Origin of the sequence: Methylobacterium sp. CCH7-A2 (assembly GCF_001557075.1) — a bacterium.
Lineage (GTDB): Bacteria > Pseudomonadota > Alphaproteobacteria > Rhizobiales > Beijerinckiaceae > Allobosea > Allobosea massiliensis.
Genome location: NZ_LSKN01000119.1, coordinates 30,092 through 53,170, shown reverse-complemented (window position 1 = coordinate 53,170; position 23,079 = coordinate 30,092). Strand labels below are relative to the sequence as shown.

Sequence of the window (23,079 nt, the reverse complement as noted above, 5' to 3'; positions counted from 1 at the left end):
CCAGAAGGAAATCAACGCGACACGTATCGCTGCTTGACAAACAGAAGGGCGTCCAGGGCAGCCAATATACCAGCCAGCACTTCCAGGAACTGCTGGCTGAGAACGGTGTCACCTGCTCGATGAGCCGATCGGGCAACGTCTGGGACAACGCCGCGATGGAGAGCTTCTTCTCCTCGCTGAAAACCGAGCGGATCAGGGGCCAGATCTACCGCACGCGCGATGAGGCCAGGGCAGATGTGTTCGACTACGTCGAGAGGTTCTACAACACGATCCGCAGGCACTCGACCATCCGCTATCTCAGCCCGGCCGAGTTCGAAAAGAAGGTCGGATTAGCTTAACTGCGCGTCCACGGAACCGGCAGCAGGCCAGATCCGCATGACTGGCTGGTGATGCCTTGGCCGCGTTATCGCGTAGACTTCAGCACCGGCAGGGTGTCGGAATCACAGGCCATGGCGTGGCAGGCGTTGAGGGACGTGTCGAGAATGGCCTATGACGTGATCGTCGTCGGGATCGGCGGCATGGGAAGCGCTGCCGCCTGGCATCTCGCCCGCCGCGGCGCGAAGGTTCTTGGTCTCGAACGCTTCGACATCCCCCACAGCATGGGCTCGTCGCACGGCATCAGCCGGATCATCCGCATGCCGTATTACGAGGATCCGGCCTATGTCCCTCTGTTGCGGCGGGCCTATGAGCTTTGGGCTGAGATCGAAGCGACGACGGGCGAGGAACTTCTGGTCATCACGGGGTCGCTCGACGCCAGCCCGGAGGACGACGCGCTTTTTCAGGGTGCCTTGAATTCGGCCCGCCTGCACGATCTGCCCCACGAGGTTTTGACCGGTGATCAGGTCAATGCGCGTTACCCCGGCTATCGCCTGCCGTCATCGCATCGTGCGGTGTTCCAGGCGCGCGGCGGGCTGATCGCCAGCGAGCGGGCGATCGTGGCGCATGTCCGCGCCGCTCAGGCGCATGGCGCGGAGATCCATGCCCGCGAGGCCGTGCTCGGCTGGGAGGCGAACCCCAACGGCGACGGCGTCGTCGTGACGACCGATCGCGGCCGCTACGAGGCTGCGCGGCTGGTGCTGACCGCCGGCGCCTGGATCGGCGACCTCGAACCCTCGCTTCGGGCCGTCGCGGTGCCCGAGCGACAGGTTCTGGCCTGGCTTCAGCCTGCGAAACCGGAGCTGTTCGCGCTCGATCGCTTCCCTGTCTTCAATCTGCAGGTCGATGAGGGCCGCTATTACGGCTTTCCGATCTACGAGGTGCCGGGCTTTAAGTTCGGCCGCTATCACCACCGCGGCGAAACCAGTCGGGCCGACGAGGTCAGGCGTGAGCCGGACGCGGAGGATGAGCGTATCCTGCGTCAGTTCAGCCAGCGCTATTTCCCCGAAGGCAGTGGCCCGACCATGGCGCTGCGGAGCTGCCTGTTCACCAACACGCCCGATGAGCATTTCATTCTCGACCGCCACCCCGCCCATGAACAGGTCGTCCTTGTTTCGCCCTGCTCGGGGCATGGCTACAAGTTCTGCAGCGTGATCGGGGAGATCATCGCCGATCTCGCCAGCGGAGACGGCACGACCCGCCACGATATCGGCTTCCTGCGCCTGTCTCGGGCTTCGCTGGCGGCTCCTCATGCGTGACGGCCTCGACGTCGCCCCACGCGGCGGCCTGCGTCTCGGCATCGACATCGGCGGCACCTTCACCGATTTCGCTCTGGTGGATTCGGCGGGCTCGCGGGTTGGCGTCCACAAGCAGCTGACGACCCCGCGCGATCCGTCTCACGCCGTGCTCGAAGGCACGCTTGCACTCTGCGAAGCCGTCGGCTGCAGCGTGTCCGACCTTGCCGAGATCGTTCACGGCACGACGCTGGTCACCAATGCCCTGATCGAGCGTCGCGGCGACCGCACCGGCATGCTCGTAACGCAAGGCTTCCGCGACCTCTTCGATATCGGCCGCGAGCAGCGCTACGACCTGTTCGATCTCAGGCTTCGCTATGCCGAGCCGATCGTCGAGCGAGGCTTCCGGGCCGAAATCCCCGAACGGTTGAAACATGACGGCTCCGTGCTCGTGCCGCTGGACGAGGACGCAGTCGCTGCGCAGACGCACCGGCTCGTCGAGGAGGAGCGGATCGAGGCGTTGGCGATCTGCTTCCTCCATGCGCATGTCGACGATCGTCATGAACGTCGCGCCCGCGAGATCACACAGGCGCTCTATCCGGCGTTGCACATCTCCCATTCGGCGGATGTCTTCCCCTATCCGCGCGAATTCGAGCGCTGGACCACGACCTGCGCCAACGCCTATTCGCAACCGCTGGTCGACCGCTATCTCTCCCGCCTCGAAACCGGGCTAGGCGAGGGCGGCTTCAGAGGGCGGCTCTGGATCATGGCCTCCAGCGGCGGTCTCATGAGCCTCGAGATGGCCCGACGCTATCCGGTGAAGCTGCTTGAATCGGGACCCGCCGCCGGTGTGCTCGTCGCGGCTCGGATCGGCACGGCGGTCGCGGGAGGTGACCTGCTCTCCTTCGATCTCGGAGGTACGACGGCCAAGGGCGCGCTCATCCGCAAGGGCAGGCCTTTTCGCGCCTATTCCTTCGAGGCCGCGCATGCCTATGAGTATCGCAGCGGCAGCGGCCTCCCGCTGCAGATCCCCGTTCTCGACATGACCGAAATCGGGACCGGAGGCGGCAGCCTCGTCGAGCCCGATGCGCTGGGTCGGCTCAGGGTCGGCCCGCGCAGCGCCGGCGCTGAACCCGGGCCTGTGTCTTATGGCCGTGGCGGCCGGACCGCGACCTTGACCGATGCCAATCTCCTGCTCGGCTACCTTCATCCCGACAGCTTTCTCGGCGGCACCATGACGCTGGATCACGCTGCGGCGGCTGAGGCCTATCGTGAGCAGGTCGGTGTGCCGCTGGGCGTCGACGCGCTGCGCGCCGCCTGGGGCGCGCATGACATGGCCAATGAGGACATCGCGCGGGCCTTCCGAATGCATGCCACCGAACGCGGTTTCGACTATCGCAGCTGCTCCATGGTCGCCTTCGGCGGCGGCGGGCCGCTCCATGCGGCGCGGATCGCCCGCAAGCTGCGGGTGCCGCGCGTGATCTTCCCGCGGGGAGCCGGCGTCATGTCGGCTTTCGGAATGCTGTCGGGCGCACAGTCCTTCGAGACCGTGCGCGCTTTCCGGCGCGGACTCGACGCGGTCGGGGAGGGCGAGCTCGAGGCCCTTCTCGCCGATCTCGACGCCGAGGCCGCCGCGCCGCTCGGCTCCGGCGGAGCCACGCATTGGCATCGCCGCTTCGACATGCGCTATCGCGGCCAGCACTACGACATCGAGGTCGAGCTTCCAGAGGTCTGCAAGCATCTCCGCGAGGCGCTGCGCACGGGTTTCATCGAGCGTTACCGCGAGATCTTCCACACCAGCCTCGACGAGCCGATCGAGATCGTCGGGTGCAAGGTCGAGGCGAGCGCTTCCGCTCCCCAGAGTTTCTCGACCAGCCCGGAGGACGACAACGACGGCGGCGAGGCGATGATGGGCCATCGTCCAGCCTATTTCCCGGCAGGGGGCGGCCTCGTCGATTGCCCCGTCCTGGCGCGCTCGCGCCTGTGGCCGGGCATGGTCGTGCACGGGCCGGCGCTGATCGAGGAAGCGGAATCCACGATCCTGCTCGACGCCGGGGATCGCGCTAAGGTGCATGGCGACATGAGCCTCGTTGCGGAGATCGCGACCCCATGACGACAGCTCACTCCACGTCCCGCCGAACCCTCGATCCGATCGACCTCGCCATCGCCTGGGACAGGCTGATCTCGATCACCGACGAAGGCGCGGCGGCGCTGATCCGCACCTCCTTCTCGATGCTGGTGCGCGAGGGCTTCGACCTTTCGGTGATGGTCTTCGACACGCGCGGCAGGCTCATCGCGCAGAGCCGCAAATGCATCCCCGTCTTCATTGGCACGGCGCCGGTGACGATGGCGCATATGCTCAGGCGGTTCCCACCGCAGACGCTGGCGCCGGGGGATGTCATCGCGTCGAATGACCCCGTCATCGGCACGGGCCACATGTTCGACCTCGCGTTGATGAAGCCGATCTTCAGGGGCGGGCGCATCGTCGCCTATGCCATGAGCATCACGCATTTGCCCGATATCGGCGGCATGGGTTTCTCGGCCGCCGCGACCGAAATCTACCATGAGGGTCTGCGGCTGCCGATCTGGAAGCTCTTCGCGGCGGGCCAGCGCGACGAGACGCTGATCGAGCTGATCAAGCTGAATGTCCGGGTGCCCGAACAGGTGCTGGGCGACATCATGGCGAGCGTGAGCTGCCTCGAGGTCGTCGACCGGCAGCTCGGCGAGTTCCTGTCCGAAGCGGGGCTTGCCGATGTCGACGACCTCGCGGTTTCGATCATCGACCAGACCGAGGCCGCCGTCAGGGCGGCACTGGTCGCCATTCCCGATGGCGTCTATGGCAACGAGGTCGAGGTCGAGGCCTTCGGCGACATACGGCGGCTCGTCTGCCGGATCGACAAGCGAGGCAGCGAGGCGGCGATCGATTTTGCCGGGTCGGGCCCCTGCGTCTTGGCCGGCATCAACGTGCCGCTGCCTTATACGCGCTCGATGGCGCTCTACACGCTGAAATGCATCACCGCGCCCAGGCTGCCCAACAATGACGGCGCCACCGTGCCGATCTCAATCAGCGCTCCTGTGGGCTGCTTGCTCAACGCCGTGCCCCCGGCACCGTCGGCCGGGCGGCATGTCATTGGCCATTTCATTCCCCCGCTGATTTTCGGGGCGTTGGCCGAGGTTGTGCCCGACCGGGTGATGGCGGGCAGCGGGCTGATCGACTTCATCACCCTGCAGGGCCGCCGGCCAGATGGCTCGGGCATGAGCACGACCTTCTGCGCGGCGGGTGGTTTCGGTGCATTGAGCGATCTCGACGGCCAGCCGACGACGCCAGGCTCTTCGAATATGGGCGGCATGTCGGCGGAGCTGTTCGAGCCCGAGAGCGGGCTCGTCGTCGAGCGCAAGAGCTTGCGGCCGGATTCGGGCGGGGCAGGGGCCTATCGCGGCGGTCCCGGGCAGGAGATCGTGCTGCGAAACGACAGCGGCTTTCCGGTTAGCGTCTTCTCCATGGCCAACCGCACCCAGTTCCCGGCGCAGGGCTTCGCTGGCGGGCAGCCGGGAGCGTGCCGCGAGCATCTCGTCAATGGCGAGACCATCTCGCCGCAAGGACGGCATGAGCTCGCGCCGGGTGATCGCCTGACGCTGCGCGAAGCGGGTGGTGCGGGTTTCGGTAGCCCTGACGCGCGGCCGGCCAGCAAGATCAGGGACGATCTCAGACGCGGCTACGCCACGCCGGAGGGCGTGTCCCACGCTTATGGGCCGGACTGGATGCGGCGTGAGGCTTAATCGGTTCGGTCACCGCACCAGTCTAATGCGTTGCCGAAACCAGGCCTCGGGCAGCGGTCTTGAAAACCGCCGTGGGTGCAAGCCCACCGTGGGTTCGACTCCCACCCCTTCCGCCATTAATTCGGCCCCTCGCTCTTTCGTCACGGGTGCCATCGAGCCGTGACCGCCCGGCCACGCCCTCCCGGAAAATGGCGGCGCTGTGGAGCGGGTTGACAGACGCCGCATTTCCGACACCTTTGTGCCCGCTCAAGGGCGGGCGGCACAAAGCCGTCGACGTCGGCGCGACCCGTCGCCTGGCGTTAACGGCCCGTTAACGTGATTGACCGAAAACTCTGGCTTCGCCGCTTTCGCGGCTCGGCCGGCCTGCTGGTTTTCGGCGCAGAATGCGGAACGACTTCATGACGCGAAGCGCGCGCTCCTCGGCCCCGGACATGACCTCCGCCACTGCCGATCAGGGCTCCGCTGCGTCTCCCGCCCCGCTGGCCGGCCGCGCGCTGCGGCTCGGCTGCGTCGCGCTCGCCGGCCTTTTCCTCGCCAACTGCGCCAACGACCAGGTGGCCCGGCGGGGCAAGTCGAAGGAGATCGGCGCCTTCCCCTCGTCGAAATACGGGCCGGCCAGCCCGCGCGTCGTCGCCGAGGGCCAGGACGTCCCCAAGGGCGGCGGACGCCAGATGATCGGCAAGACCTACACCGTCGCCGGCAAGCGCTACACGCCTTACGACAAGCCCGTCGGTTACACCGCGGTCGGCACGGCCTCCTGGTATGGCGAGGCCTTCCATGGCCGCCGCACCGCCAACGGCGAGGTCTATGACCGCCACGGCATCAGCGCCGCCCATCCGACGATGCCGCTGCCGGCCTATGCCCGCGTGACCAACATGCTCAACAACCGCTCGATCATCGTGCGGGTCAATGATCGCGGCCCCTATCATGGCGGTCGCCTGATGGACGTCTCGCAGAAGACTGCCGAGGCGCTCGCCTTCCGCCATCTCGGCACCGCGCGCGTCAAACTTGAATATCTCGGCCAGGCCTCGCTCGCCGGCTCCGACGACAAGCTTCTGCTGGCAACCCTGCGCACGGACGGCCAGCCCGCCGCGATTCCGGGCACCAGTGCCCGCACCATGGTGGCGAGTTCCGCCCCGGTCGGAACCGCGCGCTCGCAGAGCGCCGATCTCGACGACGAGCAGTCAGATCCGGCGCCCGCTCCGGCGCCCGTCGTGCGGGCCTATGCCCCCGCGGTGCCCGCTCCGCAAGCGGCGTCGGGTTTCTCGACCGCTTCCGACAGCTCGCGCCCGGTCTTCCAGACCGTGTCGACCGGCAGCGCCGAACCGCTGGGGGGCGTCCCTGTGCGCGGCGTGAAGCTGCCGCCGAGCCGCCCCTTCGACCTCGACACCATCGCCAATGCCGCAACGCCCGTCGTGGTGCCCGCCGCCATCCGCACGACGCTGCCGCCCAGCCGCTCGACGGTCGCGAGCCTGTTCGCCGCACCAGATCGCGCGCCGACCGAGCGTTTCGCCGCCTCGCATCCGCTGAACCGCGCCCTCGTCCCGCAGAATCTGCAGCCCCTGTCCGGCCGCTGAACCGGGCTTGACCATTGGCCCCGGCCTCTGCTTGAGATCGGGCATGACGATGGCCGGTTGCATCAGGGAAGGGGCCTCGGCCCGTCACGAGGCCCGCAAAGGCCCGTCGCACTGGCTTCGCCTGGCAATCGGTGCCTCGCTCGCCTTTGCGGTGACGCTGTCGAGCGTAGCGGCGCAATCCTTCCAATCCGCCGCGCCCTATGCAGTGCTGCTCGATTCCGCCAGCGGCACCGTTCTTTATGAGAAGGCCGCAGACGAGCTGATGGCGCCGGCCAGCATGGCCAAGGTCGCAACCGCGCTCGTCGCCTTCCAGGAAATCGCCCAGGGCAGACTCACGCTGGACAGCGAGATCTCCATTTCCGAGAACGCCTGGCGCAAGGGCGGCGGTGTCTCCGGTGGATCGACGATGTTCGCCCAGCTCAACAGCCGGGTGAAGCTCTCCGATATCCTGCACGGCATCATCGTCCAGTCCGGCAACGATGCCTCGATCGCGCTCGCCGAGGCCGTGGCCGGTGACGAGGCGACCTTCGCCCGGATCATGACCGAGCGCATGCGCGGGCTCGGCCTGCCGAAATCGGTCTTTCGCAACGCCACCGGCATGGGTGACCCGCAGCAGAGGGTCACGGCCCGCGAGATGGCGCTGCTGGCCGACCACATCATCAAGACCTATCCCGAGCACTACCGAATCTTCGGCGAGCGGGAGTTCACCTGGAACAAGATCCGGCAACAGAACCGCAACCCGCTGCTGACTATGGATATCGGCGCGGACGGGCTGAAGACCGGCAACATCGATGAGTCCGGTTATGGTCTCGTGGGCTCGGCGGTCCAGAACGGTCAGCGGCTGATCGTGGTGGTCAACGGGCTCAAGACCGGCCGCGAGCGCGCCAACGAGGCGCGGAAACTGCTGGAATGGGGTTTTCGTGCGTTCGAGGCGCGCCGCATCTTCGAGGCCGGCGAGATCGTCGGCGAGGCCAGCGTCTTCGGCGGCGAAAAAGGTCGCGTCGGCCTCAAGGCCAAGGGACCCGTCAGCCTGCTGCTCCCGCGCGGCAGCAGCGAGCGGCTGAACGCGCGCATCGTCTATCGCGGCCCGCTGACCGCTCCGCTTCAGGAGGGTACTGAGGTTGCGCGACTGCTCGTCACGCGCGGCGAGGTCAAGACGCTCGACATTCCCCTCTACACCGCCGAGAGCATCCAGACCGGCACGCTGCAGAGCCGCGCGCTCGACGCGCTGCTGGAGGCCGCCACAGGCTGGGTCCGCAAGGCGATGGGCCGCAGTTGAGACCGGCGGCGGCAGCGGGGCGCCTCATCACGCTCGAAGGCGGGGAGGGGGCTGGCAAATCCACGCTGGCGCGCGCGCTCAAGGAGCGCGCGGAACAACTCGGTCTGCAGGTCACGCTGACGCGCGAACCGGGAGGCTCGCCCAAGGCGGAGGCGATCCGCGAGGTCATCCTCTCGGGAGCCGTCAAGGAGCACGGCCCTTTCGTCGAAGCGCTGATGTTCTCGGCCGCGCGCATCGACCATATCGACCGCCTGATCCGGCCCGCTCTCGCCCGGGGCAACTGGGTGCTCTGCGACCGCTTCATCGATTCGACCCGGGCCTATCAGGGCGCCCTCGGCAGGGTCGACGCGGCCCTGCTGGCGGAACTGGAAGCCGTCACCATCGACGGCCTCCTGCCGGACTTGACGCTGATCCTCGATCTCGATCCCGCCATTGGCCTGGCCCGCGCCGCGCGCCGCCGGGCACCCGACGAGGCCGTCGACCGCTTCGAGGGCGAGGCGCTGGCCTTCCACCGCACGCTGAGGCAGGCCTATCTCGACATCGCCGCCGCCGAGCCGCAGCGCTGCGTCGTGCTCGACGGGGCGCTGCCGCCAGCGGCGCTGGCCCAAGCCGCCTGGACGGCCATCCGCGAGCGGCTGCCGGCGCCACAACCCGCCTGACGATCGGGGCTTGCCCCGCCGCCAGCCCCGGCCCAAAGACGGGCAAGGCGCGACGAAGGACCGACCATGCTGCCCACAACCGACGAGCCGGACCGGCTGCCCAGCGCCCCGCATCCGCGCGAGACGCTGGCGCTGATCGGCCACGAGGCGCAGGAGCGGGCGTTTCTCGCGGCGCTCGCCTCTGGGCGGATGCATCATGGCTGGCTGCTCGGCGGACCGGAGGGCATCGGCAAGGCGAGCTTCGCCTATCGCGCCGCGCGCTTCGTCCTCGCCGCGGGCGACCCCGCCGGCCGCGCCGCAAGCGCGACCTCGCTCGCCATGCCGGAGACCGACCCGGCGACGCGCCGGATCATGGCGCAGTCCCATCCCGACCTGCATCTGCTGCGCCGCATCCCGAAGCCGGACGGCAAGAGCTACACCAGCAACATTCCGGTCGATGCCGTCCGCCGCGTGCTCGACCGCTTCGGCGCCAGCGCGGCCGAGGGCGGCTGGCGCGTCTGCATCGTCGATTCGGCCGAGGATATGGACCGCTCGGCGGCCAACGCCCTGCTGAAGCTGCTCGAGGAGCCGCCGCCGCGCGCGCTGTTCCTGATCGTCGCCCATGCGCCCGGACGGATGCTGCCGACGATCCGCTCGCGCTGCCGGCTGATGACCTTCGCCGCGCTGGAGGAGGCTCAGGTGGCGCAGGCTGGCGAGACGGCGCTGGAGCGGATGGGCGGGCCCTTCGACGCCTCCGCCATCCGTCGCGCCGCCCATCTCGCTGACGGCTCGGTGCGACGCGCCCTGACCTATGTCGATCCCGAGACGCTGGCGCTGGTCGAGGCCGTGCGAGCCCGCCTCGACGCGCTCCCGCGGCTCGACCTGACGGCGCTGATGGCGTTGGCCGAGGATGTCGCGGGCAAAGCCGGCGAGGGCGACTTCGCCATCATGGTCGAAACCGTCCAGAGCTGGCTTTCGGACCATCTCCACGCGCATGCTGCAGCGCAACCGGCGCGTCTTGCACCGCTGGCGGAGGTATGGGACAAGCTGGGAGCAGCGGCCCGCGACGTCGAAACCTACAATCTCGACCGCCGCCCGCTGGTGATGACCCTGTTTCATGATCTGTCGGATGCGGTTGCCCGCTCGCGCGCAGCGTGAAGCGAACCCCGGATCGACGATGGCGACCGCCCCGAAATTCTATCTGACGACCGCGATCCACTACACCAATGGGCCGCCGCATATCGGCCACGCCTATGAGATGGTGGCCTCCGACGCGATTGCGCGCTTCAAGCGGCTCGACGGCTACGACGTCTTCGCCATGACCGGCACCGACGAGCACGGCCAGAAGGTGCAGCGCACGGCCGCCCAGAACGGCCAGTCGCCGAAGGAATTCGTCGACGGCATCGCCGGCCGCTTCCAGGAGATGGAGCAGCGGTTGGGCTGTTCCTTCGACCGCTTCATCCGCACCACCGACGCCGACCACCTGCCCTCGACGCAGGAGCTGTGGCGGCGGATGGAGGACAATGGCGACATCTACCTGTCCAAATATGCCGGCTGGTACTCGATCCGCGACGAGGCCTTCTATGCCGACGAGGAAACCACCCTACTGGCCGACGGCACGCGCCTGGGCGGGCAGGGGACGCCGGTCGAATGGGTCGAGGAGGAGAGCTACTTCTTCCGGCTGAAGGCCTATCAGGAGCGCCTGCTGAAGCTTTACGATGAGGTGCCGGACTTCGTCTCGCCGCCGACGCGCAGGAACGAGATCGTCTCCTTCGTGAAGAGCGGGCTCGAGGACCTCTCGATCAGCCGGACGACCTTCGACTGGGGGCTGCCCGTGCCGGGCGACCCCAAGCATGTGATGTATGTCTGGGTCGATGCGCTGAACAACTACGTGACCGGAACCGGCTTTCCCGATCCGCAGAACCCGCGCGCGCATTACTGGCCGGCCGATGTCCACATCATTGGCAAGGACATCGTGCGCTTCCACACGGTCTATTGGCCCGCCTTCCTGATGTCGGCCGGCCTGCCTCTGCCCAGGCGTGTCTTCGGCCATGGCTTCCTGCTCTCCAAGGGCGAGAAGATGTCAAAATCGCTCGGCAATGTCGTCGACCCCTTCGGGCTGGCGGATGCCTATGGCGTCGATCAGCTGCGCTATTTCTTCCTGCGCGAGGTCTCCTTTGGCCAAGACGGCAATTACAGCCACGAAGCCATCGTCGGCCGCATCAATGCCGACCTCGCCAACGACCTCGGCAACCTCGCCCAGCGCTCACTGTCGATGATCGCCAAGAACTGTGAGGGCCGGGTGCCGCCTTGCGGCGTGCTGACGGAGGCCGACCAGGCCATGCTGGCGCTGGCCGACGCCGCGCTGGGCAAGGCACGCGAGGCCATGACCGACTTCGCGCTGCATGTCGTGCTGTCCGAGATCTGGGCGGTGGTGGCGGAAGCGAACCGCTATTTCGCCGTCAACGAGCCCTGGCGCCTGTCCAAGACCGACCCCGAGCGGCGCGACACGGTGCTCTACGTCACCGCAGAGGTGCTGCGGCAGGTCGCGATCCTGGTCCAGCCGGTGATGCCGTCCTCCATGGCCAAGCTGCTCGATCTCCTCGGCGTGCCCGCGGAGAAGCGCGATTTCGCCGCATTGGGCGAGGGCGGTCGTTTGACGTCCGGTACGGCGCTGCCGGCCCCGAGCGGCATCTTCCCGCGCTATGTCGAGCCCGAAGGCGGCGAGGCCGCCTGATGCTGATCGACACGCATTGTCATCTCGATTTCCCGGATTTCGCCGAGGAGCTCGAGACCTATGTCGCCCGCGCCGACGCGGCGGGTGTCGGCCGGATGGTAACGATCTCGACGAGAGTCGCGCGCTTTCCGGCCTATGCGGCGATCGCCGAGCGCTTTGCCTCCGTCTGGTGCAGCGTCGGCACCCATCCCCACGGCGCGCATGAGGAACTGGACGTCACCGCCGAACAGCTCGTCGCGCTCTCGGCCCATCCCCGCTGCGTCGCCATCGGCGAGGCGGGGCTCGATTATCACTACGACAAGAGCCCGCGCGAGGCTCAGGCCCAGGGGCTGCGCGTCCACATTGCCGCTGCGCGGATCACCCAGCTGCCGCTCGTTATCCATGCTCGCCAGGCCGACGACGACATGATCGCGATCCTGCGCGAGGAGATGGGGAAGGGCGCCTTCCCCGCCATCCTGCACTGCTTCACGGCCGGCGAAGCGCTGGCGATGACGGGTGTCGAACTCGGCCTCTACGTCTCCTTCTCGGGGATCCTGACCTTCAAGACGTCCGAGGAGCTGCGCCGCATCGCCCGGATGGTTCCGCGCGACCGCCTGCTCGTCGAGACCGACGCGCCCTATCTCGCGCCCGTCCCGTTCAGGGGCAAGCGCAACGAGCCGGCCTATGTCGTTGAGACGGCTAAAGTTCTTGGGGATGTGCTGGGCCTGTCCTTCGCGGAGGTTGCGGCGCTGACCACGGCGAATGCGCGGCGCTGCTACTGGAAGATGGACCACGCCGCGCCGCTTGCGCAGGTCGCCTGAGGACGCCGCCATGAGCCTGACGGTGACGATCCTCGGCTGCGGTTCGTCCGGCGGCGTGCCGCGTCCGGCTCTCGGCTGGGGCGATTGTGACCCGACCGAACCGAAGAACCGCCGCCGCCGCTGCTCGATCCTGGTCGAGCGCGACAGCCCGGCTGGAACGACAAGGCTGCTCGTCGACACCTCGCCGGACCTGCGCGAACAATTGCTTGATGCCGGCGTCACGCATCTCGATGCGGTTCTGTTCAGCCATGACCATGCCGACCACACCCACGGCATCGACGATCTGCGCGCGCTGGTCCTGCACAACCGCAAGCGCGTCACCGTCCATGCCGACGCCCGGACGCAAACGTCGCTGACGCGACGCTTCGGCTATCTGTTCGAGACGCCGCCCGGCAGTGCCTATCCGGCGATCCTGGACCTGCAGCCACTGCAGGCAGGCGAACCGCTGGTGATCGATGGTGCCGGCGGTGCCGTCGAGGCACTACCGCTGGCCGTCGAGCACGGGCCAAACTATGAGGCGCTCGGCTTCCGCTTCGGCGGTCTCGGCTATGTGCCCGATGTCAGCCTGATGCCGCGGGCGGCCAAGGCGGCACTCGCCGGACTCGATGTCCTGATTCTCGACTGTCTGCGCGAGACGCCGCATCCGAGCCATTTCAGCCTTCGAGATGCGCTGGCGACGATCGCAGAGTTGAAGCCGGCGCGAGCCGTGCTGACCAATCTTCATGCGGATCTCGATTACAACCGTCTTCGCAACAGGTTGGAGCCCGGGATTGATGTGGCTTTCGATGGGATGAGGCTGAGCGTCTAGCGCACGCTTCGACGAACTGAGCCCACACCAGCATCGGTTTTGGTTCCATAATATGTCTTATGCGAATCGCGGATGGGGGCTCGCGCAAGTTGGCCGACGGTTCCCTCTTCCGCAGCCGGTGGATTTACGCGGACCGTCGATAGGCGAAGTAGCGTCCTTCCGGCACGCCGTCTGGCAACGCCAGCTCATCGAGCAGCGGATGCTCGATCGGCCAGCCACTGACGACCAGCGCCCCGGGCGCCGCCAGGACGACGACATGCGCCGGCAGCCAGGCGAACAGCACGCGATCCCGCTCTGCCACGCCCGTCGTCACATCGGCATGGATCAGCGCGGCGCAGCGGCCGTGGCGCGCCGCGAAGGCCGTCAGCGTCTGCGCCATGTCGCCCGCGACCAGCCGGTCCTCCGGCGGCATCGAGGCTGGGTTCGGTCCGACATCGCGCTCGAAAACGTAGATCTCGCGCTCCGGTAGCCGCTCGCGAAGATGGTCATAGGTGCGCCCGTTGCCGAGGCCGAGCTCGAGCACGAGTCCGTCGCGGCCTCCAATCTCGGCCGCGGCCCAGTCCAGCATGCGTCGCTGCGCCTCCAGACGGCGGATGAAGCTGTCGAGGCGGCTCATGCGAGGCGGAATCCGATGCTGTCACGGGAGCGGCGTCAGGTTGGTGCTCCCGCCCGCATAGCCGCCTCCGCCGCCCGCCGATACCCCCACCAACGGCAGACTTGTCAGGAGGTTCGGCGGATGGCCTTATCCGTCGTGATGCGATGCCCGCTGCCGCGGGCGCAGAACGGCCGCAAAGAGCCGTCGTCACCATCCCAGGGAGGTTTGTCGTCTTCATGCTCACATCACGCGCGCTCGTTTCTGTGGCGGCCGCCGCCACCCTCTGCCTCACGGCTTCCGGGCCAGTGCAGGCTCAGGCCTGGCCGCAGCGGCCGCTCACCTTCATCGTGCCCTTCCCGGCCGGCGGCGGCACGGACGCCTTCGCGAGGCCGCTGGCTGCGCAGCTCGACCAGCAGCTGGGCCAGCGCATCGTCATCGAGAATCGCGGCGGTGCCGGCGGCACCGTCGGCGCCTCGGCGGCATCCAAGATGACGCCGGATGGCTACGGCTTCTTCGTCGGCGCGGCGCATCACGCCATCGCCCCGGCGCTCTATCCGAAGCTGGACTACAACATCCAAACCGATTTCATTCCGATCGCCGTGATCGCGCAGCCGCCGCAGGTCATCGTCGTGCATCCCAAGGTGCAGGCGAAGACGGTTGCGGAGCTGATCGCCTATGCCAAGGCCAACCCCGACAAGCTGAACTATGCCTCGGCCGGCAACGGCACGACGCATCATCTCGCCGGTGAGCTCTTCAAGCTCCAGACCAAGACCAGCCTCACTCATGTGCCCTATCGTGGCGCCGGCCCGGCGCTGCAGGACATCGTCGCCGGCCAGGTCGACGTGCTGTTCGACGGGCTTGGCTCCTCGGCGCCGCAGATCCAGAGCGGGCGCCTGCGCGGGCTTGCGGTGGCGGCCCCGACGCGGTCTGACGCGATCCCCGATGTGCCCACCGCCAAGGAGGCTGGGCTCGACAATTACGAGGTCGCGACCTGGTATGCGCTCTGGGCGCCCAAGGGCACGCCGCCGGAAATCGTCACCCGCATGCGCACTGAGGTCGCCAAGGCGCTGCAATCGCCAATGATCGTCGAAGCCTGGAAAAAGAACGGCTCCCCGATCCCGACGCTCGCCGGGGACGATTTCGGCAAATTCGTCGCGGCCGAGGTCGCGCGCTGGGGCAAGGTCGTCGCCGACGCGCAGGTCAAGCTGGAGTGAGGCCAGCAGACGGCAGGGCGGTCGACCGCCCTGCCCGCGCGACGTCCCTCACGCCGTCAACTCCTCCTCGCCCGCGCCGTCGATCACGGCGCGGGCGATCGTCATCGGAAAGCCGGCCCGCGCCAGTGCCGCCAGATCCTTCTGCCGGTTCGCGGCTCGGTCTCCCCGGTTCCAGGGCCCCAGCCGCTTGCGCCGGGCGGCCTTGCGCGCGGCGGCCAGCTCATCTTCCTCGCTGCCTGCGCTCGCCGCCTGTGCCAGTTCACGGTCGACGCCCTTCGCCGAGAGGCTCGCCGCCACGGCCCGCGACGAGCGCCCCTTGCGCTTCAGGCTCGCGGCGCGGGCCTCGGCGAAGCGCCGGTCGTCGACGAGCCCGGACGACACGCAACGCGCCACCACCTCGTCCAGCATCGTCTCGAAACCGGCCGGATCCTGCTCATGGTGACGGCAGCTCGCGGCAACCTTGCGCGCGAGTACGCGGCGCAGCTGCGCCGCCGGCGCCGCATAGCGTTCGAGATAATGCATCGCCGCGCGCTGGAGATAATCGGGCGTGATCTTGCGCGGCGCGCGTCGCTCGGGCCGTCCCCCGTCCGAGCGGCCTCCTCCGAATCCCATCAGTCGGTGCCGGGCCGAGCGCGCCCGGCCTTCACCGCCGAGCGCTTGTCCTTGGAGACCAGCCTGCGCTCCTTGGAGGCCTTGGTGGGCTTGGTGGGCCGGCGCGCCTGCGGCCGCACCGCCGCCTCCCGGATCATCTCCAGCAGGCGGTCGAGCGCCTCCTCGCGATTCCGCTTCTGGCTGCGCTGACCCTGCGCGACGATGACGATGACGCCGTCCTGCGTCAGCCGGCCACCGGCGAGCTTCATCAGCCGGATCGCGACGTCGTTGGGCAGCGACGGAGAACGGCGCGCATCGAAGCGCAGCTGCACCGCGCTCGACACCTTGTTGACGTTCTGCCCGCCCGGACCGGAGGCGCGCACGAAGCTTTCCTCGATCTCGCTCTCGTCGATCGCGATGGACGGGGTGACTTGAATCATGGGAGGAACCCTAGAGGATTTCAGCGCGAGTTTCAGCCTTTGCAGCCCTCCCCCGACATCGCCCGCCTGATCGAGATCATGGCGGCCCTGCGCACGCCGGGCAGTGGCTGCCCCTGGGATCTCGAGCAGGACTTCGCCTCGATCGCGCCCTACACGGTCGAGGAAGCCTATGAGGTCGCCGATGCGATCGCCCGCGGCGATAGGGTCGACCTGAAGGACGAGCTCGGCGATCTCCTGCTCCAGGTCGTCTTCCACGCCCGCATGGCGGAAGAGGAAGGCGCCTTCGCCTTTCCGGACGTGGTCGAGGCGATCACCGCCAAGCTGATCCGCCGCCACCCGCATGTCTTCGGCGAGGCGCGCGACCTCGCGCCTGAGCAGGTCAAGGCGCTCTGGCACCGCATCAAGGCACAGGAGAAGCGAGACAAGGCCGAAGCCCGCCGGGCCGCGGGCTTGCCGGACAAGCCCGAGGAAAAGGGGCTGCTGGCTGGCGTCACCCAGGGCCTGCCCGCCCTCACCCGGGCCTGGAAGCTGCAGGCGCGCGCCTCCACCGTCGGCTTCGACTGGAACGATGCCCGCCTCGTGCTCGACAAGATCCGCGAGGAGACGGCCGAGATCGACGAGGCGCTGGCCTCGGGCGACAAGGCCGCCATCGCCGAGGAGATCGGCGACCTGCTCTTCGTCGTCGCCAATCTCGCCCGCCATGTCGATGCCGACCCGGAAGGCTGCCTCCAGGCCGCCAACGCCAAGTTCGAGCGCCGTTTCAAGGGCATCGAGCAGAGACTGGAGGCGCAGGGCCGCACCGCTGCGCAGGCGGATCTCGCCGAGCTCGAGGCGCTCTGGCAGCAGGTCAAGCGGGACGAGCGGGCACCCGGCTGACCGCGCGCCGCGTCATAATGGTTCGGTCCTTGCCTGCGGCGCCGGTGGCGCCGGACGGAAGCGACGAAGGGACGGCGTGACAGGACAGGCGCGATGCGCCAGAGACGAAGACGATGAGACAAAGACGTCCCGAGGCCGCTAGCGGCCGCCGCATCGAACCGCTCGCGACGCTGCCGCTGTTCCACAAGCTGGCGGGGCGCAAGGTCGTGCTCGTAGGCGGCAGCGAGGGCGCCCTCTGGAAGGCCGAACTGCTGGCCGCGACCGGCGCCGAGGTAGCGGTGTTCGCGCGCGAAGGGGCCGAGCTATTCGCCGCCCTCGCCGCGGCCCCGCCGGCCGGCACGGTCGTCGTCCATGCGCGCGGCTGGGAGGCGGAGGACCTCGCTGGCGCTGCGCTGGCGATCGGCGATATCGAGGACGCCGACGAGATCGAAGCCTTCGTCGCCGCAGCCCGACGCGCCGGCGCACCGGTCAACATCGTCGACAAGCCTGATTTCTGCGATTTCTCCTTCGGTACGCTGGTCAACCGCTCGCCGCTGATCGTGGCGATCTCGACCGACGGCGCTGCCCCCGTCTTCGGCCAGGCGATCCGCACCCGCATCGAGACGCTGCTGCCCGCGACGCTGAAGGCCTGGGCCCAGGCCGCCAAGGACTGGCGCCCCGCCGTGCAGGCGCGCGAACTGCCCTTCGCCCTGCGACGCGCCTTCTGGGAGCTGTTCACCGCGAGAGCGATGAGCGAGTCCGGCCGCCTGCCGGAGGAGGCGGACCGCGCGGAGCTGTTCGCATCGCTGGAGCGCATCGAGGCCGCGCCGGGTCGCGGCCGGGTCTCGCTCGTCGGCGCCGGCCCCGGTGACGCGGAACTCCTGACCCTGAAGGCGATCCGCGCCCTGCAGAGCGCCGACATCATCCTCTATGACGATCTCGTCTCGCCGGGCGTACTCGAGCTCGCGCGGCGCGAGGCCAAGCGCATGATGGTCGGCAAGACCGGCTACGGCCCCTCGGTCAAGCAGAGCGACATCAACGCGCTGATCGTCTCGCTCGCCGGCCAGGGCAAGCATGTCGTGCGGCTGAAGGGCGGCGACCCCGGCATTTTCGGCCGTGCCGGCGAGGAGATCGAGGCCTGTCGGGTCGCGGGCCTGCCGGTGACAATCGTGCCCGGCATCTCGGCCGCGCAGGGCGCGGCGGCGACGCTGGGGGTCTCGCTGACGCATCGGGACCATGCGCGCCGGCTGCAGTTCGTCACCGGTCACGCCCGCAGCGGCGAATTGCCGGAGGATCTCGACTGGCGGGCCATGGCGGACCCCGCCGCCACCACCGTGATTTACATGGCCCGCGCGACGCTGGCCGGCTTCCGCGACCGGGCCCTCGCCGCCGGTCTCGACCCCGCCACCCCGGCCGTCGCCATCCAGTCGGCGACGCGGCCGGACGAGCAGCATCTGCGCGCCACCATCGCCACCCTGCCCGAGCGGATTGCGGAGTTGCCCAGGGGCGGCCCCGTTCTGGTCCTGGTCGGCCATGCGCTGGGCCAGGCCCAGGCCGCCGCTTCGGACGAGGCGCAGCTGCGCCGCGCCTGACGTCGCTGCGCGCAACGGTCTCGCCTCATGCCGATCGGGCGGCTATGCCTATCGGCGAAGCAGGATCGCGAGGAACGAGAAATCATGAAAGCACGGGCGCGTTGGGTCGAAGGCATGGCCTTCATGGGCGAATCCGGCAGCGGCCACGCCGTCGTGATGGATGGCGCGCCGGAATATGGCGGTCGCAATCTCGGCATCCGGCCGATGGAGATGCTGCTGATCGGGCTGGCTGGCTGCACCGGCTTCGACGTCGTGCAGATCCTCAAGAAGGGGCGCGAGCCGATCACCGGCTGCGAGGTCGAAGTCGAGGCGCAGCGCGCCACGGAGGACCCCAAGGTCTTCACCCAGATCCACCTCGCCTACCGCATCAGCGGGCGCGGCCTGTCGCGGGCCAAGGCGGAGCGGGCCGTGACCCTGTCGAAGGAAAAATACTGCTCAGCCTCGATCATGCTCGGCGCGACCGCGAGCTTCACCTACGCGATCGACATCGTCGACGAACTTGCAGAGGCTGTTGCATGAGCGAGACCCCATTCGCCGGTCTGATCGCCCCCGAGGAGCTGCTGGCACGGCTGGGCGATCCGAAGCTTGTCGTGCTCGACATCCGCTCGTCGATCGACGGCGGCGGCAAGGCCGCCTATGAGTCCGGCCACATCCCCGGCGCCGTCCATACCGATTATGTCGGCGATGGCTGGCGCACCAAAGTCGGCCAGGCGCCCGGTCTGCTGCCGCCACTCGAGCATCTCGCCGCGCTCGTCGGCCGGCTCGGGATCAAGCCGCACTATGACGTCGTCATCGTCCCCGCCGGCGTCAGCGCCACCGATTTCGCCGCCGCGGCGCGCATCTACTGGACACTGAAAACGATCGGCCATGGCCAGCAGGCCATCCTCGACGGCGGCTTCCGCGCCTGGACGGCCGTTTCCGCGCGCCCGGTCGAGACCGGCTCCTCGCCGCAGCGCACGGCCCCGCCCTACCCGGTCGTCATGCAGCAGCGCCTGCGCAGCACGGCCGACGCCACGCTGGTGGCCTCGCGCAGCAAACTCGCGACCCTCGTCGATGCCCGCTCGGCCAGCTATTTCGATGGCCGCGAGAAGGCACCCGAAGCGGCCCGCGCCGGCCATATCCCCGGCGCCTTGTCGCGTGACTATGCCGAGGCTTTCGATCCCGCCACCGGCAAACTCAAGCCGCGCGACGCGCTGGTAGCGCTCTACGGCAGTATCCCCAAGGGCCCGGCGATCTCCTATTGCAACACCGGCCACACCGCCGCGCTCAACTGGTTCGTGCTCGCGGAGCTGCTCGGGCGCGAGGAGGTCTCGCTCTATGATGGCTCGATGACCGACTGGACGCAGGACCCCGAGCGCCCGGTGGCGACAGGGGCAGGCTGACAACAGGGCCGTCATTGCGAGCGCAGCGAAGCAATCCAGGGCCATCGAGCTCTGCCGCTCCTGGATTGCTTCGCTGCGCTCGCAATGACGATGAGGCGTCTTCGCACATAGTCCGCCGCATTTGCCAAACAGCCTGAAAGCGTTCAAAGGAAGCGCGCGCGAGCCTCGGGCCGCGCCGCCTCCATTCAGAGCTGTCGAGTTTGCCGCCGATGAACGCCGTCGCGCCGAAGATTTCTTTCGTTTCGCTGGGTTGCCCCAAGGCGCTGGTCGATTCCGAGCGGATCATCACCTCGCTGCGCTCGGAAGGCTATGAGCTCTCCAAGAGCCATGCGGGCTCCGACCTCGTCATCGTCAACACCTGCGGCTTCCTCGACTCGGCCAAGGCGGAATCGCTCGAGGCGATCGGCGCCGCGATGTCGGAGAACGGCAAGGTCATCGTCACCGGCTGCATGGGCGCCGAGCCCGAGCAGATCCGCGACCGCTTCCCCAACTTGCTCGCGATCACCGGGCCGCAGGCCTATGAGAGCGTCGTCTCGGCCGTGCACCAGGCGCTGCCGCCGCGCCACGACCCCTTCGTCGATCTCGTGCCTGACCAGGGCATCAAGCTGACGCCGCGCCACTACGCCTATCTCAAGATTTCCGAGGGCTGCAACAACCGCTGCAGCTTCTGCATCATCCCGAAGCTGCGCGGCGATCTCGTCTCGCGGCCAATCGGCGAGGTGCTGCGCGAGGCCGAGAAGCTGGTCAAGGCCGGCGTCAAGGAACTGCTGGTGATCTCGCAGGACACCAGCGCCTACGGCCTCGACATCAAGTACCAGCCCTCGCTATGGCAGGACCGCGAGGTGCGCACCCGCTTCTTCGAGCTCGCCCGCGAACTCGGCCAGATGGGGGTCTGGGTGCGGATGCACTATGTCTACCCCTACCCGCATGTCGACGAGGTCATCCCGCTGATGCAGGAGGGGCTGATCCTGCCCTATCTCGACATCCCCTTCCAGCACGCTTCTCCCAATGTCCTCAAGGCGATGAAGCGTCCGGCTCATCAGGACAAGACGCTCGACCGGCTGCGGAAATGGCGCGAGATCTGCCCCGACCTCGCCATCCGCTCGACCTTCATCGTCGGCTTCCCCGGCGAGACCGAAGAAGACTTTCAGTTCCTGCTCGACTGGCTGAAGGACGCCAGGCTCGAGCGCGTCGGCGCCTTCAAATACGAGCCGGTCAAGGGCGCGCCCGCCAACGACCTCGGCCTCCCCCTCGTCCCCGAGGAGGAGAAGGAGGCGCGCTGGCACCGCTTCATGAAGGCGCAGGCCGAAATCTCGACGCGCATCGTCAGGAACCGCGTCGGCAAGCGGATTCCTGTCATCATCGACGAGGCCGGCCCGACCGTGGCCAAGGGCCGCTCGAAATGGGATGCGCCGGAGATCGACGGCAACGTCTATGTCTCAAGCCGCCGCCCGCTGCGCCCGGGCGACATCGTCTCCGTCAAGATCGAGCGCGCCGACGCCTACGACCTGCACGGCGTCGCGGTCTGAGCATTGTCCCGTCATTGCGAGCGCAGCGAAGCAATCCAGGGGACGTCGAGCGCGACCTTCTGGATTGCTTCGCTGCGCTCGCAATGACGATCAGCGTCAGAAGATCTGGCAGATCCGGCGGATGACCTTGCCGTTGCGGTCGCGCGCGACCGTGTTGTCGCCGTTGCAGGCACCCATGGCCTGAGTCTCGTCCTGCGCCGTCCTCCCACCCTTCGGCGGCGTGTCGCAACTGTCAGTCGGGCAGTCCGTTCGCGCCCGGCGCGGCTCGGAAGGGCGCGTCAGGCGCGCCTTGTCCTCGGCGGCGATCGCCAGCGTCAGGCCGGGCGCCCCGGCCGGCAGCGTGACGCGGCCCTGGCGGCCGTTCTGCTGCGCGAGCGCAACCGTCGCGATGGTGAGCGAGGCGAGGAAGAAACCGCAGTAGCGAAGGGCGCGGGACATGGGCGTCACCCGAATGAGCATCAGCGTTCTGCTGACCCTCCTTCGTCGCGGCGGCGCGGCCGTAGGTTCACATCGCCGGTGACACGGCACGGCGGCGCGGCCAAAGCCGTCGCCCCAGCCACCAGCCAAAACGCTGCGCCAGCATGGCGAGCGCGATCGCGTAACCGATCAGGGCGAGCATCCAGCCGACTGCACTGAGGCTGAGCGCCCCCAGCACCAGCGCCCCGCGCCCCAGCACCTTCAGGATCGCCCGCGTCGTCGTGCCCTTGGCCGCGCCGAGCTTCGCCGCCTTGCCGATGTCGCCGGCATCCTCCGCGACGGCGAGCACCTGCCGCAGTCCCCGCGAACCGGTACGCGTATAGACCGCGCCGGCATCCTGACCGAGCGCGGCGAAGCGCGCCATCGCCGCCGGCTTGACGATGCCGCCGGCCGCGACGCGCGCCGCCGCGAGGTCTAGCCGGGACGCCGCCGTCAGGCTCGCATTCAGGGCCGGGCGGTCGATCGCATCGACCGCCGTGCGCGTCAGGTTGGCGGTCAGAGCGGGCGAGAGTATCTTCGCCTTGCTCGCCGCCTTGACCGCGCTCAGGCCGTTGCGGGCCGGCAGCGAACCACCGAGGCTGACCCAGGTCGCGGCGCTAATGGCGAGCCCCGCCGCGGCGATGGCGAGCACGGCGCCGTCAGCCCCCTCCCCGCCGAGCCATTTGCGGCCCTCGACGGCAAGGTCGCGCAGATCGCCATAGCCGGTGACGTCGCCGACGAGCGCGCCCGCGAAGGCCGCGCCGCTCTCGCGGTCGCCGGCGAGGAAGCCCTGGCCGAAATCGCTGACGGCCTGGATGATGGCGCCGTCCTTCAGCGCCTGCAGCTTTTGCCGACGCTCGGCCGACACCGGCAGACCGCGCTCGGCGGCCAGAGCGACGAAGCTCTCGGCCAGTTCCGTGTCGCGCGCCGCCAGCGCCGCGTCGATCTCGGCGTCGATCCGGGCAGCGTTGAGCACGCCTGCGAGGCGCAGGTCGGCCAGTACAGCGGGGTCTTCCGCCGCCGCGACCTCGCGCCAGTGCTGGACGCCCTGCGGCAGCACGAGCGACCCGGCCGCCGCCAGCGACAGCCCGAGCCCGAAGCCGAGCACAACCCGTTTCATCCCGCCTGCGACCCCTGCCCGATCCGTCCCGCACCACCGGGACGAATAGGCGATACCAGTCGATTGGGGCGAGATT

Annotated in this window: 22 protein-coding genes; 17 read left to right on the top strand and 5 right to left on the bottom strand. The window is 68.4% G+C overall.

Translation table 11 applies throughout. The features are described 5' to 3' along the window. The 11 genes from AX750_RS10400 to AX750_RS10350 all read left to right on the top strand — a co-directional run. A partial coding sequence (locus AX750_RS10400) for an IS3 family transposase (RefSeq protein WP_156446532.1) occupies nucleotides 1–338 on the top strand: 338 nt, incomplete at its 5' end. A gap of 144 nt (nucleotides 339–482) precedes the next feature. Next, entirely contained in the window at nucleotides 483–1,634 is a 1,152-nt protein-coding gene (gene solA, locus AX750_RS10395) for an N-methyl-L-tryptophan oxidase (protein ID WP_066720495.1), read from the top strand. Beyond that, entirely contained in the window at nucleotides 1,627–3,723 is a 2,097-nt protein-coding gene (locus AX750_RS10390) for a hydantoinase/oxoprolinase family protein (protein ID WP_066720498.1), read from the top strand. The genes solA and AX750_RS10390 overlap by 8 nt, the downstream gene beginning before the upstream one ends. Beyond that, on the top strand, nucleotides 3,720–5,390 hold the full coding sequence (locus AX750_RS10385; protein ID WP_066720501.1) for a hydantoinase B/oxoprolinase family protein: 1,671 nt from the start codon (nucleotides 3,720–3,722) through the stop codon (nucleotides 5,388–5,390). The genes AX750_RS10390 and AX750_RS10385 overlap by 4 nt, the downstream gene beginning before the upstream one ends. 398 nt (nucleotides 5,391–5,788) lie before the next feature. Beyond that, the gene (locus tag AX750_RS10380) at nucleotides 5,789–6,967 is read left to right on the top strand and encodes a septal ring lytic transglycosylase RlpA family protein (protein WP_066720503.1); all 1,179 of its coding nucleotides are present in this window, start codon (nucleotides 5,789–5,791) and stop codon (nucleotides 6,965–6,967) included. A gap of 43 nt (nucleotides 6,968–7,010) precedes the next feature. Beyond that, nucleotides 7,011–8,246, top strand: a complete 1,236-nt coding sequence (locus AX750_RS10375) for a D-alanyl-D-alanine carboxypeptidase family protein (protein ID WP_245282365.1) — start codon at nucleotides 7,011–7,013, stop codon at nucleotides 8,244–8,246. Continuing rightward, nucleotides 8,243–8,905, top strand: coding sequence for a dTMP kinase (gene tmk, locus AX750_RS10370; RefSeq protein ID WP_066720505.1), 663 nt, complete (start codon nucleotides 8,243–8,245; stop codon nucleotides 8,903–8,905). Before AX750_RS10375 ends, tmk begins: the two co-directional genes overlap by 4 nt. A gap of 66 nt (nucleotides 8,906–8,971) precedes the next feature. After that, nucleotides 8,972–10,042 (top strand): DNA polymerase III subunit delta', encoded by a 1,071-nt coding sequence (locus AX750_RS10365; RefSeq protein WP_067254035.1) that lies wholly within the window; start codon nucleotides 8,972–8,974, stop codon nucleotides 10,040–10,042. 19 nt (nucleotides 10,043–10,061) lie between these two features. After that, nucleotides 10,062–11,621 (top strand): methionine--tRNA ligase, encoded by a 1,560-nt coding sequence (gene metG / locus AX750_RS10360; RefSeq protein WP_066718373.1) that lies wholly within the window; start codon nucleotides 10,062–10,064, stop codon nucleotides 11,619–11,621. Then, nucleotides 11,621–12,421, top strand: a complete 801-nt coding sequence (locus tag AX750_RS10355) for a TatD family hydrolase (protein WP_066718371.1) — start codon at nucleotides 11,621–11,623, stop codon at nucleotides 12,419–12,421. The genes metG and AX750_RS10355 overlap by 1 nt, the downstream gene beginning before the upstream one ends. 10 nt (nucleotides 12,422–12,431) lie before the next feature. Next, complete coding sequence (locus AX750_RS10350) at nucleotides 12,432–13,229, top strand: MBL fold metallo-hydrolase (protein WP_066718369.1); 798 nt, start codon at nucleotides 12,432–12,434, stop codon at nucleotides 13,227–13,229. 124 nt (nucleotides 13,230–13,353) lie between these two features. Here AX750_RS10350 and AX750_RS10345 read toward each other — a convergent pair whose 3' ends face one another. After that, nucleotides 13,354–13,845, bottom strand: a complete 492-nt coding sequence (locus AX750_RS10345) for a class I SAM-dependent methyltransferase (RefSeq protein ID WP_066718367.1) — start codon at nucleotides 13,843–13,845, stop codon at nucleotides 13,354–13,356. Nucleotides 13,846–14,060: 215 nt separating this feature from the next. Here AX750_RS10345 and AX750_RS10340 point away from each other — a divergent pair, with 215 nt between their 5' ends. After that, a complete protein-coding gene (locus AX750_RS10340) occupies nucleotides 14,061–15,038 on the top strand; it encodes a tripartite tricarboxylate transporter substrate binding protein (protein WP_066718366.1) in 978 nt (325 codons plus the stop codon). 48 nt (nucleotides 15,039–15,086) lie between these two features. On the opposite strand, the gene AX750_RS10335 is transcribed toward AX750_RS10340, so the two are convergent. Beyond that, nucleotides 15,087–15,650, bottom strand: a complete 564-nt coding sequence (locus AX750_RS10335; protein ID WP_066718364.1) for a regulatory protein RecX — start codon at nucleotides 15,648–15,650, stop codon at nucleotides 15,087–15,089. Continuing rightward, nucleotides 15,650–16,069: an alternative ribosome rescue aminoacyl-tRNA hydrolase ArfB gene (arfB, locus tag AX750_RS10330; protein ID WP_066718362.1), complete on the bottom strand. Its 420-nt coding sequence runs from the start codon at nucleotides 16,067–16,069 to the stop codon at nucleotides 15,650–15,652. The genes AX750_RS10335 and arfB overlap by 1 nt, the downstream gene beginning before the upstream one ends. Nucleotides 16,070–16,108: 39 nt before the next feature. Here arfB and mazG point away from each other — a divergent pair, with 39 nt between their 5' ends. The 5 genes from mazG (at nucleotide 16,109) to rimO (ending at nucleotide 21,427) form a co-directional block, all read left to right on the top strand. Continuing rightward, the gene (mazG, locus tag AX750_RS10325; protein ID WP_066718360.1) at nucleotides 16,109–16,945 is read left to right on the top strand and encodes a nucleoside triphosphate pyrophosphohydrolase; all 837 of its coding nucleotides are present in this window, start codon (nucleotides 16,109–16,111) and stop codon (nucleotides 16,943–16,945) included. A 113-nt stretch (nucleotides 16,946–17,058) separates the two neighbouring features. After that, nucleotides 17,059–18,516, top strand: a complete 1,458-nt coding sequence (gene cysG, locus AX750_RS10320) for a siroheme synthase CysG (protein ID WP_066718356.1) — start codon at nucleotides 17,059–17,061, stop codon at nucleotides 18,514–18,516. A gap of 84 nt (nucleotides 18,517–18,600) precedes the next feature. Then, nucleotides 18,601–19,035, top strand: coding sequence for an OsmC family protein (locus AX750_RS10315; RefSeq protein ID WP_066718348.1), 435 nt, complete (start codon nucleotides 18,601–18,603; stop codon nucleotides 19,033–19,035). Further along, nucleotides 19,032–19,898 carry a sulfurtransferase gene (locus tag AX750_RS10310; protein WP_066718346.1) on the top strand — a complete coding sequence of 289 codons (867 nt, stop codon included), beginning with the start codon at nucleotides 19,032–19,034 and terminating at the stop codon, nucleotides 19,896–19,898. The genes AX750_RS10315 and AX750_RS10310 overlap by 4 nt, the downstream gene beginning before the upstream one ends. 209 nt (nucleotides 19,899–20,107) lie before the next feature. Next, the gene (gene rimO, locus AX750_RS10305; protein WP_066718344.1) at nucleotides 20,108–21,427 is read left to right on the top strand and encodes a 30S ribosomal protein S12 methylthiotransferase RimO; all 1,320 of its coding nucleotides are present in this window, start codon (nucleotides 20,108–20,110) and stop codon (nucleotides 21,425–21,427) included. 96 nt (nucleotides 21,428–21,523) lie between these two features. Here the strand turns inward: rimO and AX750_RS26460 are convergent, their stop codons facing one another. Next, on the bottom strand, nucleotides 21,524–21,865 hold the full coding sequence (locus tag AX750_RS26460) for a hypothetical protein (protein ID WP_197426552.1): 342 nt from the start codon (nucleotides 21,863–21,865) through the stop codon (nucleotides 21,524–21,526). A gap of 67 nt (nucleotides 21,866–21,932) precedes the next feature. After that, the gene (locus AX750_RS10295; protein WP_156446454.1) at nucleotides 21,933–23,003 is read right to left on the bottom strand and encodes a hypothetical protein; all 1,071 of its coding nucleotides are present in this window, start codon (nucleotides 23,001–23,003) and stop codon (nucleotides 21,933–21,935) included. Between the last annotated feature and the right edge of the window lie 76 nt (nucleotides 23,004–23,079).

Coding starts and splice junctions, on each gene's coding strand:
- AX750_RS10310 (WP_066718346.1), top strand. CDS start 19,032: ATGAGCGAGACCCCATTCGCCGGTCTGATCGCCCCCGAGGAGCTGCTG.
- AX750_RS10340 (WP_066718366.1), top strand. CDS start 14,061: ATGCTCACATCACGCGCGCTCGTTTCTGTGGCGGCCGCCGCCACCCTC.
- AX750_RS10390 (WP_066720498.1), top strand. CDS start 1,627: ATGCGTGACGGCCTCGACGTCGCCCCACGCGGCGGCCTGCGTCTCGGC.
- rimO (WP_066718344.1), top strand. CDS start 20,108: ATGAACGCCGTCGCGCCGAAGATTTCTTTCGTTTCGCTGGGTTGCCCC.
- cysG (WP_066718356.1), top strand. CDS start 17,059: ATGAGACAAAGACGTCCCGAGGCCGCTAGCGGCCGCCGCATCGAACCG.
- AX750_RS10315 (WP_066718348.1), top strand. CDS start 18,601: ATGAAAGCACGGGCGCGTTGGGTCGAAGGCATGGCCTTCATGGGCGAA.
- AX750_RS10355 (WP_066718371.1), top strand. CDS start 11,621: ATGCTGATCGACACGCATTGTCATCTCGATTTCCCGGATTTCGCCGAG.
- AX750_RS10365 (WP_067254035.1), top strand. CDS start 8,972: ATGCTGCCCACAACCGACGAGCCGGACCGGCTGCCCAGCGCCCCGCAT.
- AX750_RS10380 (WP_066720503.1), top strand. CDS start 5,789: ATGACGCGAAGCGCGCGCTCCTCGGCCCCGGACATGACCTCCGCCACT.
- AX750_RS26460 (WP_197426552.1), bottom strand. CDS start 21,865: ATGTCCCGCGCCCTTCGCTACTGCGGTTTCTTCCTCGCCTCGCTCACC.
- AX750_RS10375 (WP_245282365.1), top strand. CDS start 7,011: ATGACGATGGCCGGTTGCATCAGGGAAGGGGCCTCGGCCCGTCACGAG.
- AX750_RS10335 (WP_066718364.1), bottom strand. CDS start 15,650: ATGGGATTCGGAGGAGGCCGCTCGGACGGGGGACGGCCCGAGCGACGC.
- arfB (WP_066718362.1), bottom strand. CDS start 16,069: ATGATTCAAGTCACCCCGTCCATCGCGATCGACGAGAGCGAGATCGAG.
- AX750_RS10345 (WP_066718367.1), bottom strand. CDS start 13,845: ATGAGCCGCCTCGACAGCTTCATCCGCCGTCTGGAGGCGCAGCGACGC.
- metG (WP_066718373.1), top strand. CDS start 10,062: ATGGCGACCGCCCCGAAATTCTATCTGACGACCGCGATCCACTACACC.
- AX750_RS10295 (WP_156446454.1), bottom strand. CDS start 23,003: ATGAAACGGGTTGTGCTCGGCTTCGGGCTCGGGCTGTCGCTGGCGGCG.
- AX750_RS10350 (WP_066718369.1), top strand. CDS start 12,432: ATGAGCCTGACGGTGACGATCCTCGGCTGCGGTTCGTCCGGCGGCGTG.
- solA (WP_066720495.1), top strand. CDS start 483: ATGGCCTATGACGTGATCGTCGTCGGGATCGGCGGCATGGGAAGCGCT.
- AX750_RS10385 (WP_066720501.1), top strand. CDS start 3,720: ATGACGACAGCTCACTCCACGTCCCGCCGAACCCTCGATCCGATCGAC.